This window comes from Edaphobacter paludis (genome assembly GCF_039993895.1).
GTDB classification, from domain to species: domain Bacteria; phylum Acidobacteriota; class Terriglobia; order Terriglobales; family Acidobacteriaceae; genus Edaphobacter; species Edaphobacter paludis.
In genome coordinates this window covers 56,989-76,642 of sequence record NZ_CP121194.1, presented here as the reverse complement: position 1 = coordinate 76,642, position 19,654 = coordinate 56,989, and the positions used below count along the sequence as shown (strand labels likewise).

General features: G+C 60.3%; 17 protein-coding genes. 1 reads left to right on the top strand and 16 read right to left on the bottom strand.

The features are described from left to right. Position 1: 1 nt before the first annotated feature. From P4G45_RS00300 to P4G45_RS00225, 16 genes are all read right to left on the bottom strand, one after another. Entirely contained in the window at positions 2 to 2,320 is a 2,319-nt protein-coding gene (locus P4G45_RS00300; protein WP_348267702.1) for a hypothetical protein, read from the bottom strand. Further along, on the bottom strand, positions 2,317 to 3,555 hold the full coding sequence (locus P4G45_RS00295; protein WP_348267701.1) for a phage portal protein: 1,239 nt from the start codon (positions 3,553 to 3,555) through the stop codon (positions 2,317 to 2,319). Before P4G45_RS00295 ends, P4G45_RS00300 begins: the two co-directional genes overlap by 4 nt. Before the next feature lie 103 nt (positions 3,556 to 3,658). Next, positions 3,659 to 4,507 carry a DUF3037 domain-containing protein gene (locus P4G45_RS00290; RefSeq protein ID WP_348267700.1) on the bottom strand — a complete coding sequence of 283 codons (849 nt, stop codon included), beginning with the start codon at positions 4,505 to 4,507 and terminating at the stop codon, positions 3,659 to 3,661. 44 nt (positions 4,508 to 4,551) lie between these two features. After that, a complete protein-coding gene (locus P4G45_RS00285; protein WP_348267699.1) occupies positions 4,552 to 5,418 on the bottom strand; it encodes a HipA family kinase in 867 nt (288 codons plus the stop codon). A 223-nt stretch (positions 5,419 to 5,641) separates the two neighbouring features. Beyond that, positions 5,642 to 7,120, bottom strand: coding sequence for a terminase (locus P4G45_RS00280; RefSeq protein WP_348267698.1), 1,479 nt, complete (start codon positions 7,118 to 7,120; stop codon positions 5,642 to 5,644). A 71-nt stretch (positions 7,121 to 7,191) separates the two neighbouring features. Then, positions 7,192 to 11,733, bottom strand: coding sequence for an SGNH/GDSL hydrolase family protein (locus P4G45_RS00275; RefSeq protein ID WP_348267697.1), 4,542 nt, complete (start codon positions 11,731 to 11,733; stop codon positions 7,192 to 7,194). Positions 11,734 to 11,895: 162 nt separating this feature from the next. Then, the gene (locus P4G45_RS00270) at positions 11,896 to 12,861 is read right to left on the bottom strand and encodes a hypothetical protein (protein WP_348267696.1); all 966 of its coding nucleotides are present in this window, start codon (positions 12,859 to 12,861) and stop codon (positions 11,896 to 11,898) included. Beyond that, positions 12,858 to 13,352 (bottom strand): hypothetical protein, encoded by a 495-nt coding sequence (locus P4G45_RS00265; RefSeq protein ID WP_348267695.1) that lies wholly within the window; start codon positions 13,350 to 13,352, stop codon positions 12,858 to 12,860. Before P4G45_RS00265 ends, P4G45_RS00270 begins: the two co-directional genes overlap by 4 nt. 39 nt (positions 13,353 to 13,391) lie before the next feature. Beyond that, positions 13,392 to 13,823 carry a hypothetical protein gene (locus tag P4G45_RS00260; RefSeq protein WP_348267694.1) on the bottom strand — a complete coding sequence of 144 codons (432 nt, stop codon included), beginning with the start codon at positions 13,821 to 13,823 and terminating at the stop codon, positions 13,392 to 13,394. Positions 13,824 to 13,827: 4 nt separating this feature from the next. Continuing rightward, positions 13,828 to 14,451, bottom strand: a complete 624-nt coding sequence (locus P4G45_RS00255) for a hypothetical protein (protein WP_348267693.1) — start codon at positions 14,449 to 14,451, stop codon at positions 13,828 to 13,830. Positions 14,452 to 14,534: 83 nt separating this feature from the next. Continuing rightward, positions 14,535 to 15,506, bottom strand: coding sequence for a hypothetical protein (locus P4G45_RS00250; RefSeq protein ID WP_348267692.1), 972 nt, complete (start codon positions 15,504 to 15,506; stop codon positions 14,535 to 14,537). A 97-nt stretch (positions 15,507 to 15,603) separates the two neighbouring features. Next, on the bottom strand, positions 15,604 to 16,011 hold the full coding sequence (locus P4G45_RS00245) for a hypothetical protein (RefSeq protein ID WP_348267691.1): 408 nt from the start codon (positions 16,009 to 16,011) through the stop codon (positions 15,604 to 15,606). Positions 16,012 to 16,152: 141 nt separating this feature from the next. Continuing rightward, the gene (locus P4G45_RS00240; RefSeq protein ID WP_348267690.1) at positions 16,153 to 16,539 is read right to left on the bottom strand and encodes a hypothetical protein; all 387 of its coding nucleotides are present in this window, start codon (positions 16,537 to 16,539) and stop codon (positions 16,153 to 16,155) included. A gap of 73 nt (positions 16,540 to 16,612) precedes the next feature. Continuing rightward, positions 16,613 to 17,218 (bottom strand): hypothetical protein, encoded by a 606-nt coding sequence (locus P4G45_RS00235; RefSeq protein ID WP_348267689.1) that lies wholly within the window; start codon positions 17,216 to 17,218, stop codon positions 16,613 to 16,615. Positions 17,219 to 17,341: 123 nt separating this feature from the next. Continuing rightward, a complete protein-coding gene (locus P4G45_RS00230) occupies positions 17,342 to 17,569 on the bottom strand; it encodes a hypothetical protein (RefSeq protein WP_348267688.1) in 228 nt (75 codons plus the stop codon). A gap of 144 nt (positions 17,570 to 17,713) precedes the next feature. After that, a complete protein-coding gene (locus P4G45_RS00225) occupies positions 17,714 to 18,343 on the bottom strand; it encodes a hypothetical protein (protein ID WP_348267687.1) in 630 nt (209 codons plus the stop codon). Positions 18,344 to 18,910: 567 nt separating this feature from the next. Between P4G45_RS00225 and P4G45_RS00220 the strand changes: the two genes are divergently transcribed. Beyond that, on the top strand, positions 18,911 to 19,630 hold the full coding sequence (locus P4G45_RS00220) for a hypothetical protein (protein ID WP_348267686.1): 720 nt from the start codon (positions 18,911 to 18,913) through the stop codon (positions 19,628 to 19,630). The last annotated feature ends 24 nt before the right edge of the window (positions 19,631 to 19,654 follow it).

The following is a 19,654-nucleotide window of genomic DNA, read 5'->3' as shown; positions in this document are numbered from 1 at the left end:
CTTATGATCCCACCGGTAAATCCGTAAACACTGCACTCGAAAATCGCGAATATAGCGGCGGCGTCGAACCGTCGTACATCCGCACGTAGTACCGCTCTATCTGTGCCTCGCGCGGAATCGAAAAATTCCGCACCGGACTGCGCAGCACCAGATCCTGATCGACGCCTGGCCCAAAGTCCCAGTCGCGCCGTCGTACCTCCAAGCCACCGCCCGCAGGAGGAGCCATGCCAGCATCCAACTGCAGCGTGGTGCCGGTAGCACTCACAATTTGTAACTGTTGCAGGTTCGCAAGCACGTTGCCGACAGTAGTCAGCGCCGTCTGCGGCAGCAGAGCATCCGCCGCAATCGCCTCCGACAGTTTCAGCCCCAGCCCCTCGGCCCAGTCATTCGCAAAGGCGATGCGATAGGTCAACATCTCCGGCCACGCGGATTCATTAGCGACCTCCACACGGCGGACGATGACATTCATGGTTTCGCCACCGCTCGCAATGGCGAGAACGTCACCCGGCCAGATATCCGCAGGATTCCCCGCCTCATACGTTCCCGCAATCGCCGCAGCGCGGCTGGCCGAAAAGCTAAGCACCGCCAGCGCGGCGTTCTCGCAGTCCATCGAGCTGCGCGCCGCCGGCGAGGTAACTTTACCAAGCCACTGCGCCGTACCTGGCGCTCCGCCCGCCGCCTCCGCCGCAATGCTCGCAGCATTCTCCAGCCGCGCCACTGCTCTCTGCTGTCCACGATACGTTACAGTTACAATTTCTCCTGCAACCGGAATGCGACCCGCCATAAATGTAACTTTGCCAGTTGCAGATACCGTGCAATCCACACCCTCCCCCGCCACGCCAATCAACCGGGTCACTCTTGTTCCACTGGGAAGCGTGCTCGTCACCCACGCCGATCCCGTCTGCGTCACTCTGCAGTAGCCCATGGACCCAAACAATTGCACGCTGTTCACCGCAACAAAGCTGCAACTCGCCGTCGAAGTCGCCACTGCACCGTCGTACAACAACGTCGCTGGTGTATTCGAAGACGCGCCCAGGTCCTGCAGCTCAAACACAACACTCATGGGAGCCGCGACCACGCCGCCGCCGAACTGCTGCACCGCGCCATCCACCATTGCGTAGTACGCCTGCAAGACCCGCTGTGCCTCGACACAATGCAACCGAATGCGCAGCGTATAGGTGTGTCCGCTCAGCAGCGTAAACACCGTACCCGCCTCTGCCCCATTCACCAACGGCACGACGACCGTTGCGCCGTCGCTCTGTCTCACGTTGTAACCCGCGAGGCAGTTCGCGCTCAGCGTCGCGCCACCGTAAAGCCCGCACACCACGCCGGTGCTGGCCCCACCAAGTTGCAGATTTCCTGCCTCAATCACCAGCGATCCGCCCATCTCCACCCCGTCGATAGCGGTCAGGGTCGTCTGCCCATCGAATCCGTTGCCTCCCGTCATCGCCAGCCCCGATGCGCCAAATCCAAGGTGTGCGCCCGGATCGGTGAGCTGCCACACTCGCGAATTAAATGCGCCTTCGTTGAAGCTGTCCGATAACAGCCGCGAAGAGTTGGCCGATTTCTTTGGACGAAACGGCGTCTGCGCCAACTGAAACACAGTCGTCGCGCCGTCTCCCGCGAAGGCCTCGGTGATGTACGCCGCGGGCTCCATCTCGCCGCTCACGGTCACGTCATTGGCCAGCTCCTTCACTGCCGATGTCTTCAAAGCTGCAATCTGCAATGTCCCATCGCCATCGCTCAAAGCATGAGTCACCGCGCCCGCAGGCTGCATCGTCACCGCGCCATTCAGCACGCGATACGCCGCATAGATCGCGTCCGCAACGCGGCCTGCATTCCCCGACCAGGTCTCGGTCTGCATCGGCTCAAAGACGCCAACCTTTGCGCCGCCCTCTACACCTGAGGTCGTGAACAAGCCGCAGTCGACACGGTTGGTTAGCGTGGTCAGCACCTGCCCTCCCGGCAGCGCAAATCCGGCTCCGCTCAACGGAGTCGCCTGCTTGTCCAGCAGCCACTCGTCGCTGATCGCGCTGAACGCATAGCGATACACCGGCCCTATCGTCGCCACGCCGGCATAGACGCGTTCCGGTTCCGTCGCCACATAGCCCGTAAACAGAATCGTTCCGTTATCCGACGTCACCACCACGCGCCCGCGTCGTGCAGGTGCAGCCAGCGCCTCGGCGCTGATATCGAGCATCCCGCTGCACCGCGAAGGGGCGTTCAGCACGCGCTCGATCTTCAGCGGGCTGTCCGCACACACGGTGCCGCTGTAATCCACCGCGCCCATGCCATCGAGATTATCGATCGTGATCTTCACTGCGCCTCCCCGGTTGTAAGCGGAGCCAGTCCGCGCATCTGCCGCACCTCATCCACCGTCAGCACACCCGCATGCAGCAGTGCCGTCTGTATCTGCAGCTCTTCGGTCTCGTCCCTGCTCTCGAGATCGTTGAAGCAGAACTCGAACTCGCGCCAGCCCAGCTTCTTCGCAAAGATGTCGCGTGTGATGTGCTCGGCCAGCAGCTTCGCCACCGGCACAATCGCGCTCTGGAACGCCTCGTCCGCCAGCTCGCCAGCAGTCGAGCGGTTGAGGCCCTCCTGCAATCCCAACAGCATCGGAGGTATCTCGAACGCATTCGCAATCAGCCGAATCAGCATCTCCTGCCATGCCAGCCGCAGGTCGGCATCGGTTCCACCGGCAAACCGCAGCACCTCGGGCTTCTGCTCGCAACTCAGCAAAGGCACGCGGCCCGTACCTTCGATCTCGTCCTGCCACCAGCGAATCAGGCGGTCATGCTGCTCGGGCGTAGCCTCATTGAGCCACAGCGCATACTGCACGACAGAGTTCGACGCGAGTCGCCCCGCATAACGGTTCGCGCTCAGGAACTGATTCACCGTCTCGAATGCGACCTCCAGCCGCCCCAGCCCAAACGGAGTATGCGTGCGCGGATTCAGCCGCACGTACATCAGCTCATCATCCAGCAGAGGGACCAACCCCTCGCGTCCCAACTGCCCCGTCGCCTGCGCGTATCGCGGCTTTGCGGGATCGCCATCCCACTTGCTGTCGATCTGGATCGTCGCCCCATCCACCGCCCAGAGATGAAATGGCCGCAGCGCATCGCCCGTAGCCTCCATCTCCACCGCGCCAAATCCGCCGACCAGCAGGTCCTCCAGCACCTGCTCCCACAACACGCGAAAACTGTCCGAAGCATTCGGCTCCTCGAGACAGAGCCGCAGCGCATTCAGTCGCGCGCTTGCGTCCGCTACGCTCGCAGCGTCATAGCCCCTGCGCACGCGAATCTGCCAGTCCATGCTGGCGATCTTGTCCTTCACCACGTTGATCGCCCGCCGCACCACCGGCGTCTCGGCAAACTTCCGCAGGTTCGCCGGTGTAGGCTTCGGCAACGCACTCTGCCCCGTCCGCCCGGCCTGGTTGTAGGGCGTAAAGATCGAAGGCAGCATCGTCGTCTTCCGTTCCCCAACCGCCGTGCCTGTTGCTGCTTCAACGCCCGCCAGCTTCTGCCACACATCCTTCACCATCGTCCGAACTCCCATGCCTCACCTCTCTCTTTCGTATCCGTGCAAAAAGAAAAGGCACAGCCCAGGGGCCATGCCTCAAATCAAAACTCAGCGCTTAACTTCTAACTCTCCTCTAAACTCAAACCCGCAACTCCACCCGCGCCGTCTCCGCCACCCGCGCCAGATCGCTTACCGTCACCACGCGAATCTCCTGTCGCTCCATCGCCTCGACGCCGAACCGGTACCGCTCCATCGCCTCGTCCTCAATATCCGACACCGACCGCAAAGGCTCGACCACCGCCGTCAACTCCAGCTTTGCGCTCTCCACCCGAAGCACGCCCTCGCGCAACTGCGGAGCCGAATAAGCCAACCCCTTGGCCGCCTCCACATCGCCTTCGAGCGACACAGCCTGAAACATTCGAATCACACCATTCGGTCGATAGCCGCAGTCGATCTTCATCGGATCGCCGGGCCGCGTATAGAGCGAAGCCGCAATTCGCTTCCGCATCAGGGCCCAAACCCTGGCGCGCTCAAACTCCGTCCGCATCGCTCCGGCGATGGCTGCGCGCCCCGTTCGACGACGCTCAACCTTAATCTTCAGCGGCTCGACATACATGCGCATCAACTGTTCCATCTCCGCTGCCATACTCTCGGCCAGCGAAGCCCGCGGCGGCGAGATCTGCACCGAATTCGAAAGCGTGTCTTCCAGCAAAGCCAGCACCGGCTTCGGATCGGTTGCGCTCATTCGCAACCGCTCCGCGATCTCACCCTCCAACGCCTCCAGCAGGCCGATGTCGGCATCCGCATCCATGCACCGCACGCGGCTCCAGTCCCGCGTAAAACGTACCACCGCGTGCTCGGGCTTCGCTGCATCGGACGCAACGTCTCCGGCCTCTCGCAGCACAACCCCGATGTTCGTAAACTCGCCCTTCACCACATCCGGCACATACCGGATCAGGAAGAACTCGCACGGCAACCGTTCCTTCAAGACCGTCTCCTCTTTAAACCATTAGCAATCCATCAACCAATCCACTACATCACAAACTTACCCGCTCCACTCATCTCCGCGAACTGCCTCGGCACAACAATCCGCTTCCCTGTATCCCACATTGGGAACGGCTCCCGATTCGAATCCCGAAATGACGCAATCAACTCTCGCACCCGCGACCGCCGCGTCAGCATCTGCTCCATCAACCGCTCGATCACAGCCGTATCTCCGCCGTACCACTCCGGAGGAACCGCCTCCGCAATCTCCCACAGCACGCCTGCGTCCATCGCCTCCACACAGCTCAGCCACGGCTCAAAGCTCTCCCAGCCGGTCACCCGCGCATACACCTTGTTGCGCTGATAGACGCCACGCAGCGGTGAATCGGGAAACGTCCACTCGCCCGCGTTGAAGCAGAAGCCCTGATCGATAAACGTTGCTCGATACTTCCGTTCTCGCGGCTTGCGTTCAAACACTGCCTGCCGCCCATTGCAGTTGCCCGCCCACTTATCGATGCAGAGCATTCCGGCAAACTCCGCCAGGTTCCTCACCTCATCCAACTGCTGCTCGGGCAGATAGTCCACCACCTGCCCCGGCATCAGGCCGCCCACGAACTGCGACCCAAACTGCAACCCGGCAACATATTTATAGCGGACGCTGTGTCCCAGCTCCACCTGCATGTCGAGCGTGTTCGCCACCAGCCATTCCGTTACTTCAACGACATCACTCACAGGGACGGTCAGGCCCACCGCCGCCGCCAGACGAGTAGCAATCAGCTCATTCGCCAGCACGCGCAGGTGCTGCGGATTGTTCTGAAACTTCACCACCCACAGCTTGCCGTCGGCCCCCAGCATCAACTGGCTCTGCGCCCCGCCCCGCATCCTTCGAATCGCCTGCACCGCCAGAACCGCCAAGCCGTTTACCCCTGGGCAACAGGATAAACCCCGTGTCCTGCCGGACAGGGCCCGCTGCGCGGTCACTTCGTGACTCGTGTACGCCTTCGGGTGGCCCTCCCGTTGGTCGGGATCAAGTATCGTTGCCGACCAACGGGAGGCCCCGTACCTTTTCCTCGCCCAGAAAAGGTATACAAGTCACGAAGTGACCGCCCTCCGCGCAGGAGGCCCGTCCGGCAGGACACTATCTCTTCTTCATCTTCACAATCATTTCAGCGCGTACCGCCTGCGCGATCGCCATCGCCATCACGCAATCGTCATGCGCTCCGTTGGCTGCGCCGGTCCCGCCTCCGGGCAGCGAGATATAGGTACGACACTCCGCCAGCAATCTCCTGCTGGAGAACATCAACGGCGACTCCACCAGCAGCGCACCCATCCGGCTGACCATGCCCGGCTTGCTGCCCGCCGAGGTAAGCCATCCCGCGTCGCCACCCTGGCCATACACATAGGCATAGTGCTCTACCGTACTTAGAAAGGCGAGCACTGCATGGCCATGATTGTTGCGCTCCACCGCGATCATCGCACCGTTGTACTCCCGGGCCAGCTTGGCTGCTGCCTTTGCCAGGTCCAGCGGAGCCAGCCGCTGCTGCAACTCTGCGCACTGCATGCCCGACTCCATATCGATGACCTGCACCACGGCGAAGTCACCGTCCATGCCGCCCCCCGCCGGATCGGCCGCCACCAGATATTTCCTGCCCGGTATTGCAGGCAGCCACACCTGCAACGCTCCGTTGTGTCGCATCTCCGTCGGCTCGTCCAGCTGGGCCAGCCGCGCCTCCACCGCCGGAGCCTCAAAGCAGCAATCGCCCGTGGCCTTGAAGCAGGTCTCTGAATCTTCCGCGAACTCCTGCGAACGCAGTCCGTGATAGTTCGCCTCCAGTCCGCGCCGAAAGCCGATCTGCTCCGGCGTCAACTCATGCGCCAGCATCAGCGCCTGCTCTTCCTCGGTAAATTCTGTAACCGCAGAAGATACATAATCCTTCTCCAGCCACCAGGGAAAGAAATGCCGCACCACGCCGTTCGAACCCGCCCGCCCCCACTCTTCATAGAAGCAGCCATAAGCTCCGTTGGGCGTGGACTCCATCACCAGCTCGCCGCCCGGAGCGAGCGCCGCGCGCAGCCCCGCCAGCGTCTCCCCTGCCGCGCGGGGCCATCGGCTCACCTCGCTGCAATGCAGGTTCTGCATGGTCAGGCCGCGCCCCGCGCCCTCATCGCCCGCGCTCAACACGCGAAACTCGCTGTCCAGCGCGGCAAAGCGCATCTGCCCCGAGTTCGCCCTGCTGCGCTTCAGCGGCCCCTCGCGCAGCTTCTCCGGCAGACACTCCCAGAAACGCTGCACCATGCGGAAGATCCCCTCCGCCGCTCCCTGGGTATGCGCCACCTGTACCGTCATCACGCCGCGAGTAGTGATCGTCTTCAAAAAGAAGCGCGCCGCCACCCAGGTTGTGATGCCCATCTGCCGCGCCTTCAACACGATATTCCGCTGCCCACGATTGCGCTCAAACTCCTCCTGCACTGCATTCGGCAACAGCGGCCGCTCCACCCCCTCCCGGTCCCGCACCTTCAGTAGCTTCCCCGCGATTTCAAATATCTTCTCAGGCTGCTCGTTCATCTCCCTGCCATACTTCAGCAAATCCTCTACGCTCCACTGCTCCTCGGTCATCCCACCCATCTCCACATTTGTCCCCCCAGACAAAGCGAGACGCGGCCTCGCATGAAGCCGCGTCTCGTAACTTAGTTATTGCTGACCTTCAGCCAACTGCACCCCGCAGTCGTACGATTCAGCACCACCGGCCGCAGAACCAGCGTCGCTCCGTTCGCAATTGCCACGGCAGATCCTGACCCGTCGACCAACTGGCCTACTGCCGGAACCACCGTAACCGCATTAGCGCCCGTCGTCTGTACGTTCTTGATCGAGTGCGTCATGCCGGTAAAGTAGTTGCAGTCCGGCAGCGTTACCGCGACAGAGTTCGCCGCAGGACTTACCGGAAGATACAGGTCATAGTCCGCCATCGTGTAGATTGCCGCCGTCACCGTTGGGCTGGTCTGCGTTCCCTTCAGATGGGACAGCAGGTTGATTGCCCGCGTCTCCGCCGGTGCAACGATGTTCTGTTGGCCAGCCTGGTTCAGATGAGTGTTATCGCTCTGGAAGTAAGACGCGTTTGTATTCGCGCCCACCGCTCCAATGCGTGCATCCGATGCCAGGTCGAGCATCAGGTCGCATCCTGTATCCTGCGTTGTCAGCAATGTATCCAGCGCCAGCATATTGTTGTCGTTACCCGTCCGGCTAATCATGTCCGAGACGATGGTCTGAAATCCTACTGCCTTCGCCTTTCTGCAATACGCGCGAATGCCGTCGAGCGCCTGTTGCGGCGTTCTGCCTCGCGTACTCACATCGTTGGTTCCCACCCACAGCCGGATCACGTTCCTGCCCGCGTTGTGCCGGTACAGCGGCGCCTCCCGGGCATCGAACAGCTCGAACAGGTCATCGCTATCGGAGTTACCCAGCCCATAGTTCAGCACGTCGAACGAGTCCGTTGGCGCGATGTACTGGCTTGAAGGATTGACCCCTTCACCGTTCGTCAGCGAATCGCCCACGGCGATATACAGATCCTTGGTCGCGGCGCTGGGAACGGTGTTGTACGCAACCCCGCGACTCTTGACCACCTGCGTCACCGCGGCGGTCTCCTGCTGAATCTGCGTTGGTGTCTTCTCGTCGGAGAACGCTTCAAAGTAATAAAAATTTCCGCCGAAATAAGTGGAGTACCCGGAATTCATTCCGCATACCTGGTAGTCTGCGGTGGCCAGTGCCGCAGCCGCCGCACGAGAGGAGATATAAGTAGTCGGCATGCCGTCGATATAGAACACATTGGGGTCCGTAGAACTATTCGTTCCCAACGTCAGGGCAAAGGTGTGCGTGCCCTGCAGCGTGTCGTTACTCATATCGCCGTAGGTTCCGGCATGGGCTACTGCCGGATGATGCCCATAGTAGCTGCCGCCAAACACAACACTCAGGTCCGGCACACCAAACGCCGAGACAAACTGCGCCCCTGCCGGGAGAGCCGCATTGAGCTGCGGAGTCAACGTCGATGCCCATACGAACGTCCTTGCTGTCTTGGTGCCAGTCGCGCCGAAGTACTGCGAAGTGCCATTGCAGGAGATTCCCTGCGACGTCCACGCCGGGTTCGCCGTTCCGCCCGGAAGCGTTGCGTTGTTGCCGTTGCCACTTGTATCCTGTGGCGCTCCGCTGCCATCGGTCAGCGCATAGCGCGCGAGCAGATTGGCCGAGAGCTGGCCAGCCATGCCGCTGTTGGCCCCGCTCACAGCCGCCCAGGTTCCATCCTCCCGCAGATAGCGCGTCGACCCTGCCGCAGCGCCAGGGTCAGGCACCGCGCCCGCCGCGTGCCCGCTACCGGAGGCTCCGAATACCGGCAACTGTGAAGCACCGAGGGTTCCGCTTACCTGCATCGCATTTACGGTTCCATTCAGCGTCGTTGCATTCACGGTCGTCGCATTCACGGTTCCCGCGGTCAATGCCTGTGGCGTGAATCCATAGCTCGTCCCGCGCAGCGTCATCGTCAACGCGCTGGTCAACGGCTGAAAGCTGATGGTGTCGACGCTGGCAGCGCTGTCCAGTTGAAACAGGTTGTAGATCGAGTTCCACCTTCCGCAGCCATGCGAGTTGCAGTGGATTGCGAATACGCTGCTGTCCCCAGCCTGTGCATCCATGGTCGTCTGCCAGATGCCCTTCGCTAGATAGGCCGCAAAAGGCATCGTATGGGTTCCTCCGTTGCCCAGGTAGTTCGAGACCGGCACCATATTGCTGATCGACCAACCCGACAATCCGGGCCCGGCCCCCAACTGATATTGAATCCCGGCTTCCTGACTGAGTAGCGGTCGCGGCATCGTCTGCCCCACATAGGTAGCGTCGGCAGCTACCTTCTCCTGGTAGTAATGCGGCTCTTCTACCGGATCGTTCACCGCCCAGGGCACCGTGTTCGGCGCCAATGTCAGTTGTCCGTCTATCGTCTTGGTCGCTGCATCGAATACGCCCAGCACCTCCGCCATGGGATAGAGGGCATAGCCGCCAGTCAGTATAGCCACCGTGCCTCCGGTGCTGGTGCTGTTTGCGCCTGCATTGGCATAGGTCAACGTGTTCGCTCCGGTCGTTGTCACCGGGAAACTGCCGTTGTAGCTCGAGTCCGCCACTCCGGAGACCGTCAGCGTCAGCTTATTCACATCGACCGGCAGATTTCCCGCCGTCGTTACCGTTACTACATTGTTGTTGCGCGTGATCGAGGCAATCGAGGCGCTCAGATTCAAAAAACCGCTGGTGAGGCCGCTGATGCCTACAATCGTCGTCAACCCACCGGCATAATAGAGGCCAGTCGGCGAGTAGGACCCAATCACAGGGAACACCTGTCGAATACCATTGGCCGTATCCACCGTCTGCTCCAGCCCATAGCCGCATAGCCCGCCCATCGCAATCGTCGCCCCGGCGCGGTGCGGTTTGTTCAGTGTCATCTGCAGATGTGTGCCATCGATCACCGTGTAGTTCCCCATCTCGTAGTTGTGGGGAGCGGTGCTGAACGGCTGGTCCACGACACAGGCCACGCCGCTCTGACTGGGGGCCACCGACGTATTCGTCGCAAAACCCGCAACTACGCCGCTCGTCGCCAGCGTTACGGTCACCGTTCCCGGAGCGACGTTGTTCGCCTGCGATGGAATCATTTGCGCCGTCTCAAAGAAGACGCTCACCGGAAAGTTCGTTCCGCTAAAGCTCGCCGTGGCTCCCGGCGTCCCCGCCACTGTCGGAGTTCCGCTCGTCAGAGATCCCGCCGTCATGACATCCGCCGGATTCTTGTCGATCAGGTATCGTCCTTCTCCCTGCGTGCCCGGCGAAGAGGTCACTGCCACCGCAACCGTCGTCGATCCCGTCGTGCAACCCGAGCTGCATGTGCCCTGAAACACCCGCGTATCTTCCTGTATCTGCAGGTCCATCGGGTGCGCTCCCTCATCCGCCTCATCGCGAAAGCCGCCCGAAGCCAAAATAAATTGCGAGCCGATCAGGCAATCTCCAACGCCGAAACAGTTGATCTGCTTCGGCGCAAGAACATGCTGCCCCATCGTGTTGTATGTTCCCGTCACCGACAGTGCCGCGTAATTGCTCTTGAAATAGGGTGTGCTCTCAATCGATGCTGGAAACAGGTTCGACCCGCCAGTAAGGCCCTCGTGGGAAATCATCAGTCCAAAGGAGCTGGGCTCTTCAGCTCGTTCGTTTTGAAAGACGCTTGCCGCGCTCCGTGTCGATTGAACATCCAGCACCTGCCCCGCATCGAGGCCAGGCCCCAACATGTTTACCGGATTGAAATAGCTATCTCGTCGCGCACCGTTCCTTTGGTCCCCAATATGTGTCCCGCCACCGATACTGCTGTTCCATGTTGAAGGCGTGTAGTTTTCAGTGGAAGCATAGCTCGGTTCGATATTGATATCGCAGCCGTTCGCACAGTCCGAACTGGCCAGCGAATTTGCGATGCCGTTGTTTCCCTGTCCGTTCACATACTGGCTGGCATAGACCACGCCATTCAGTTTGTTAACATCCAGATTTGTGCCGACGGGCTGAGAGATGATCTGCGACCCGGCTGGCAACTCCGAGACCTTCTGCCCCAGTCCACCTGCAACTCCGGCGATACTCGCATCCACATAATGCTTGTCGGCGGCCTGCGTAGCCGTTACGGGATCGCCGGGCAGCACCAGCGGACCCGCCATCGTATCTCCGCTCTTCAAAACATACGGATTGGTGCTATCCAGCGGATGTCCCGCTACCGCAGTTGCAATCGCCGTGTCCACGTAGCTCTTGCTCACGGTCTGCATCGCCACCGAAGTCGGCAACACGGAATTTTTGATCGCGCTGACCTGCACCGGCGTCTGGCTAGCCGGAACCACCCAGAACTCACGGCTCACCGTCCCGTCATCCAGGTGATACACCGCCGTGTAGTAACTCCCCATCGGCGTAGCTCCGGCATTGGGAACCAGCGCAATGCTCATCACACCACCGCTTGCAATCGTCGCAGACGCGCTTCCACTCGGCACCGATTGTCCCAACGCAGTCGTAAACGCCTGCCAACTCACAAGCACTGTGCCTGTGGCCGCCGTTCCATCCGCACGGTAAACTGTATCTGTAACCGAAGTGGTAGCAATCTGCGCGGCTGCACTCACAGTCATCACCGCCAGCAGCATCCCCACCAACGTCCATCGTCTAAGCTTCCAAACCATCCCCGTCCTCCTCATCCTGACAGACACGTCATCTCGACGAAGGCCCAAAGGGCGCTGTCGAGAGACCTCTGTAATTCGTTCGTGCCGTTGTCTGTTCCTGATCCGCGCTTCGCCGTGCCCATCGCGATCGGCTCTCGTTTTTGATCGATACTAATCCTTTGTCTAAACCGCTCGCATCGCTCCCGGCAGATAGCTCCGGAAACAAACCACCGTCTCGCCGTCGTTAGCATCCTTCACCGGCAGCGCGCGAAATGCCCCCGCCAGCCTTACTCGCTCCAGCGGCGCTGCCAATGCCACCATGGACTCCGCAGATCCCTGCATCGCCTGCAACCGCGGATAGTGATAGATCACCCGGTCGCCCTGCTCTCCCTCCAGGACAAACAGCGCAGACCACTCCTGAAACCATCCGCCGCCCTCGCGATCGACAAACCCAACCAGCTTGCTCACCTGCATACCCGCTGCCGGAGCCCCCGCCAGCAGCGGCGTGCCAAGCTGCAACGCACCGCTCGCAATCGCGATCACTCGCGCAACATTCAGCGAAACGCGCCGCACATAATTCACATCTCCATTAACCGCAGTTGCCGAAGCGACATATGCCGCGCTCACTCCGCTGCCCACAAAGCCAACCTGCCCCGCATAGTCCACATCGACAACTACCAAATCACCGACGTTAAAAGAACCAGACGCCGTGCCGACATTCAGCGAAGCCGCTGTAGATCCGGCAACGAGCGGGACCGGAGCAGCAGCGGTGCCACCACTTCCATTGGCCGCCGCGCCTGCCGCCGTCACCAATAGATTCATCTGCTGCGACCCAGCGGCGAGAGCCATCTGCAACTTCCCCCAGCTCTCAAACTCGAGCGAAACGGTGGCCTCGAGCTCTGTCCGGACCTGTGTCTGAACCACCGCCGGAGCGCCTGTTCGCAGCGGCGCAACCTTGGTTGCGCACTTCCGAGCGAACCCCGAACACCATCCCAGATCCACCCACGGAGCTGTTGGAACGTCCAGTTCAAAGCTGCCCATCTGCGCCGCGTCAAAGATCGCGGGCACGCCTGCTGCGCGGTTCACCGGAGCAAAATATGCCCTTACCCTCCGCGTCACCGGAGCTACTGCATCAACCAATCCACTCACAGCTCACCCGCTTCCTGGTAGCAAAAAACTTCCACCGTAGCCACCCGCTCCAGCCGCTCACCTGTCGTTGCAGCCGCGCTGAATGCGACGTCACCCCAGAACACATTCGTACCCATGGCCACAGGCGGCGCAGCGGAATAACTCATCTTCACCGCACTTCGAGGATGTTCGCTCACGGCCGAGGCGAGCTCCGCATCCATCCCAGCCAACAGACGCCCGCGATCCATGCCGCCATTGCCAGAGTTCCCATCGGTCGCGTAGCGGATCTCGCAGCTCATCGTCACCAGCGGCTGCGCGCCATTCGGATCTGCTTTCAGCCCCACCCAGCGCAGCCGAAACGCATCGACCGGCACAGCATCAGAAGGCAGCTCGTTCTCCTCGACCAGCACCGCCGGCCGGGTCACGCCTCTCACGACTATCGTGCGCGCCGGGTTTACCGCCGCCAGCCGGTCGCGCAGCGTGGTATAAAACGTATCTTTTGCGTTCTGCATTAATCTGTAACCTTTCTCGATACAATTTCGTCAATCGGACTAAACCGCCTGCGCAACGGGAGCGTGCAATACGAGCCGGTACAGATAAGCCGCGCCTTCTACCTCCGCCGCCGTGGCCGATTCCACCGTCATCAGCACGCCATCGATCAACACGCCAAACGCCGCAGCAAACATCGACTCCGCCGCGCCAAATCCCAACGACCCTGTCAGCGCCTGCACCGCGCAGCCAGAGACCAGCAACTCCCATCTCGCGGCCTTGCCCTCCACGACACGCGCCCGCGCTGAACGGAAGACTACGGGAGCAAGTTCCACATCCTGAAACTGGGGCACCGCCAGCCCCAACTGCTCGGTCACATCACCCGCGCTTGCCGTAGCCGGCATGCGAAGCACGACAGACCGGCCGCCCACTCCGCGAAGCAACGTCTCCGCAAACCGCAGCGCCGCATCCGGGTTGCTTATCAGATCAGCCATCGCGTCACCCGAGCCTTTCGGCTACATAAGGCCGCAGCAGTAACTGCACCTGGGCATCGATCAACGACCCACTGAAGTACTGCATCTGCATCGTGTCTATCCGGCTTGACTTCACATTCATCGCCGGAGTCGCCTGTGCATTCTTCACAATCTGCACGCAGGCCACCTTCACCGCATCCGGAATGGTCACGAGCCCCGACGTATACGTCACCTCGACTTCGTTGTAGTTCAGCCCAAGAAAGTTAATCGGGAACGTCAACTCCGCCGTCGTCTCGTTCACATCCACGCTGGCCACGTCTAACGCATTCCAACTTCCCGGCACGCTGAACGCCCAGGCAATCTGCTCGCGATAGGGATCCGGCAACTCACCTCGTCGGGGCCGTCCGTAGCGCACGTTAACGCCTACCAGCGCCGAAGTTGCACCCGCCGCCGCAGCCAGTGGACGATAGCTCAGGCGCGCCGTCTGCGCACCTGCCGTCAGCCGCACCCGCTCCACATACTGCGTCACCATCAGGCTAGGACGGCGGCAATACGCTTCCATCAGCGCAGACGCCATCGTCACCCAATTGTCCGTCGTCTCCGCCGTCAACCCGTACTGCACATACTCCGCCGGCAATAAATAACCCACATCCACCTCCCTCGAAAAAGAAACAGGGACCGACACAAATGCACCGGCCCCTGCAAGTTACCTGCGAGTCCCTGATTTCTGTCCTAGCGGTCGACCAGCACCTGATAGTGGGCGTAGTTCGCGCCCTTCACTACAAGGCCGCCGAACTTCACAACGACATACTGCGAGGCCAGCGAGCCCGGAACGCCGAGCTGGAAGATGCGCGGATTGGGATCGCTCAGCCAGTGATACTCGATGAGGTCTTCCGTAACGATGTAAGCAGGCAGCACAGCCGATCCGCTACCAGGAGTGCCGGTGTAGCTCAACGTCCACTCGGGAATGAGTGGAATGTCGCCGGCCTGTGTCGAGAGAGTCTTGACGGAAAGTCCGGCAGCGATCTCCTTCGTATTGAGGACAACGTTGAACTCGGACTTCATCTCGCGATCGATGAGGTCGAGCAGCACCGGATTGGCATAGATGGCGGTCGGCCGAACACCGTAGGAGCTGTTCGAAACCATCTGCGCGATCGTGGACTTGAAGCCATCGACGATGCTCTGCGACGTGCCGATGGTAGTGGTATTGCCGCCGGCGGCGATCTGCGCAGCCGCGCCGAAATACTGCGCAGTCGTAGGCGCACTCAGGCTCGTATCGTTGCCGTTCCACAGCGCGACATCATGCGTGCGAAGAACGCCGTCGACGGTATCGGCGAGGTCCTTGGCTTGCAGATAGGCAAACTGGCTCTGCTGCTGGCCAAGCTCGATGTCGAACAAGTTGTAGTTGATCTGCGCGACAAGGGCCTTCAGCGGAACGCTGCGCTCAAGCCGCGTGGGATTAACCAGCGGCGCGACAATGTTGCGAGGGTCGACAAATCCTGAAGCCGCCGTGGGCGAGGGAATCGACGTCTCTTCAAAGAACCGCGATGGATGTCCGGTAGCAGGAACCTGCTTGATCCTTCGACCGAAGACGCCGCGTCGCTGCACCAGGTCGGTGATCTCCGACTGATACATCGGAACTTCAATCGCGCCAGGTCCAAGGTAGTCGGCTGCTGCATGAATCTCAGTAAACTTTGCGTTCATTCTCAAATCTCCCTTTCAAATAAGAACGGCGCAGCCGAAGCCGCGCCGTTGTTCTATCGATGTTCGTCGCACGAAATTTGCGGGCGAAGTCTTTGCTCTAGCCCAGCAGGCCAGCCCGCATCAATTGAGCTTTCACCGCGATGCGCTGTTCCATGCTCAAACTGACAAGGGCAGCATCCAGTGCGCCAGCCTCCATCGAATCGACAGTCACGCCCTGTTTTGCCAGCAGGTTCGCCATGGCAATGGGCAGGGTCTTCCGTCCATTTGTAACTGTATGAGTTGCAGAAGCGGCCGCGGCCCGCAGCTCGGCGATCTCGGCCTCGGCAGCCGCGAGCTTCGCCTCAAGCTCTGTCTCGCGCTGGGCCTCGACTGTGGCGACGATGCGTCCAATCGATTCCTCGGAGTCGCTCTGGCGCTGCGCCAATCGCTCCACCGCCTGCTCCAGCAAACCAGCCGCAGCGGCGAGCCGCTCCACGGTCACTCCCAACTCGTCTTTCAATTCCATCTCCATACGCTCCTCAATCTTTAGTTGTGTTACGAGTAAGGCAGGAACTACTTAACACCGATTACGCCAATGAACATTGGAAGATCGATTTTTCCACCACCTGTTTTGGTCGGTGTAAATCGCGCAGATCGGTGTAAAGCATCAAGCGGCAGTCTTGGCCGCCGGCATAGCCTGGACGTTCAACACGCCGACCACGGCCGAGACCAGGCTCTCCACATATCCGGTGGTCGCCAGGATGCCGGCCTGCTGCAACAGCGACGTTACCGCTGATCCAGCCAGTGCCATGACCTCGGCCAGCTTCTGCGCTCCCGTTCCGTGCTGAGCACCGCTGGCGGCATACTTCTGTTCGACCAGCAGCACTGCGCCTTGTATCAATGTGGTTGCATCGGCAACCGCAGCCACTGCCGGAGCAGCCTGTGGAAACAGAAGGCCCACCAGCTTCTCCACCGGGACCGCATACTTTACGGCCCAGATCAATCCCTTCTCAAAGTCCTTGCCAACCTCTTCGAGCACAGCCAAAAAACTCATCGCATCTCCTTTTTCAAACAAAATCAGGGTGCCCCACGTCCGCAACATCGAACGTGGGCACCCCGGCCCCCAACTAACGAGCCAACCCCGCTCGCCGCGCAACGACTGGCCGCTTCACGCGGAAACTTGTGCTCCGGTAAGCGGCCTTCTCCCGCAGCAGAATCGCCGCCCCGGTAAAGGTGGCGCGAGTCAAAGTCCAGACCTGCGACCGCATATCTGCTACATGCGCATCCGCAAGTTCATAACTCATTCCCATCGTTCCCTCGATCTGGATCTTCGATTCCATCTCCGGAAAATCCCTGGCAAACAGATAACCCGCAACGGTCAGCCGTTTGCCATCCACCTCGGCGGCAGTAATAATGCCGCACTTCTGCCGCGCATCGTGCCCATCCCAACCGGCTTTGTAGTCGACCGCCATGCCGAGCAGACTGGGCAAGGCTGCCTCCGCCGCCGCTCGCGTCAAGATCACGCGATGCCCACGTGCTCCACTGGGCGCCTTGTCGCTGGCCACGTCCACCAGCGTCAGCACGCCTTCAAACGGCAGCCGGTTCGGATGCCCATGCACCACCGGAAACTCCACCGCCATCGCTCGCAGTTCCATTCCCGCCGAACCCTGCGTCAGGCCAGTTCTGCAAGCAATGCCGGTACTCTTCCGATGAAGTCCCAACCCATCTTCCATGCCACCTCCTCCAAACCTGCCCTCGGGGCTAAAGCCCCACGAACGACCAGACAGTTATGGCACGGCTGAAGCCGTGCCCTTACGCAAAACCAATTCCTAATCGCCGCACCTCCAGCCCAGCCCTTAGGTCTTCGGTGACTTCTTCAGTCGCTCGAGCAGCGAGCCGAGCAGGCCTTTGTTTCGCTGCTTCGGGGCCTGCGAAGCGTTCTTGGGGCCGAGCCCCTCCGGCTTAACCAAAACTGTCTCCTGCTGAACGCTCCCTTCCTTTGCCCGAGGAGTTGCCGCTCGCTTCCTGGCAACTCCACCTTTGTCTTCCGCCACAAACCGTCCAGCCACTCTCTTCCGCTCCATCTTGTCCCCCAAAGTTCCCCCCAAAACAAAACGGGAGAGCAGCCCTCAGGCGCTCTCCCGTCACAGTTCTCACTTACCTATCCAGAATAGCAAGTGCGGTGAAACTGTTTTGCAGTTTTGGGAAAATTATTATCTACAATTGAATCAGTTATATAGCGAGATATCCACGGTTTGCGCCTCTTGACAGCAAATCGCGGGTTCAAGCATCTTCCGGTCCAGGAACATCCTCGTCACTATATCCAGAGCGTCACCATATCTCCGGTTCACGGTCCAGAGAGGAAGGCACATCAAGCCTGCCGCCTCCTCCAGTGTGTACTCCTGCACGGCGATCCGCTCGATCATTTGCTGCTCTTCGTCGTCCAGTCGCTGGAGGCATTGCTCCACGTCGTGGACGAAGATTACGACGTCATCGAAGCCGCGGACGACGTAGTTGGTTACCTTGCCGCGAAACAGCTCCCTTCCCAGGAGGGACGGCACCCTACCCGTTTCCATCGCCATATGTGCGTACCGCCGCAGCAGGGCCTCGGTGTACTTTCGATAGAACGCCAGCGATCGGGTCACCGCCTTCCGCTCCATCCCCTTCTTGGCCGCTTCATCGACCTGGGCCGTCGCCCAGACCATCGGGAGCACTACCAGGGCCGCGCTCATCGGGCACCTCCATTGGTGCCTGCTGCCGCTGTTGCGGAGCAGCGCGAAACCCGTGCCAATCGCGGCTTTCTTCCGCCCGCGTGTCTTCCCCGCGGCGGTGGAAACCGGGAGAGGTGGCGTACGCATCCCTCACAATAGACACCATCCGATGATTCCGTGCGAAGCCAAAGCCCCCCCCAGCCCTCACATACTTTGATAACCAAGCGCAAGTCTTTCATTTTGTTTCCCTTTCGAAGCGTGGTTCTCCCCCGGCGGGCCTTCTGTTTTTCAATGGTCGAAAGGGCCCACTCGAGCTGCTATGAAGCGGTTGCCGCCAGTTCGCGAAGCTCTGATGGCCCCGCTAAATCAGGCTGAAACGCTTATCTGTCCTTGGTCTTCCGCGGTGTAGTACCTTGGAAAAAATCAAAACGCACCCTCACATGTTCGTCCACCCTTCGGCCCAAATGCAGACACCGTCTTCAGCCTGTTTTGACCAGGCATCCGGGGTATCCTTGCAACTTCAATTTGGAAAGTTTCAAGTTTATAGCTTTAGACAAACACTCTGTCAATCGAAATATTTCCTCATATTTTCAAGCTGGGAAATCCCATGAAAGTAGCAGTTTATGTTTCAAACGTATTGCATAAAACGAAGTTTTCGCCTAATCTTCGTCATGCTAAAAGATATAAAGCAGAGATCGAGGAGTCCTTACCTTTATGAATTTTCAAGATTTGCACGAACTCCTCCGCATCGAACTTCAACGCCGCATCGAACGCGGCTCGCTGACCGGAAGCCGTCTCGCGCAGCAGGCCGGCTTTCAACAGGCCCACATCTCGAATTTCCTCAACCGCAAGCGCGCGCTCTCGCTCGAAGGACTTGACCGCGTGCTGGCGTCGCAGAACCTCACCATTGACCAGATTCTTCCTCTCGATTTGGCCGCTGCCGCCGCATCTCATGCTTCTGCCCAGACACAGGAGCCGACAGACATCGTTCCGGTTGTCTCCTCCTCGGTGGCGATGGACGAACCTCGCGTGGCCGAGGCCTCGATCATCGAGAACGTCCAGGTGTCAGGCTCGCGGCTTCACGACAACCGCGCCCGCCCATCGACCGGCCACTCGCACTGGCAGCGTTTCGTCGCCATTCGCGCGGACGCGCAGCAGTCGGCGGCGATGGAGCCGCTGCTGGCTCCGGGAGCGATTGTCGTGCTGGACCGCCATTACAACTCGCTGGCACCGTATCGGGCGCACCAACCAACGCTGTATGCGGTGCGCTGTGGCACGGCGCTGCTGCTTCGCTATGTGGATTTCGACGAAGGACATCTTATTCTGCGGCCTTATTCGCGCGATTTTCCGGTGCAGCTTATACCACTGGCGTCGCACGAATCGCCAGCCGATTACATCGTTGGGCGCGTCTGTTTGATCTTCTCCGAACTCTGAGATCGAAACGCCGATGGGATCAGC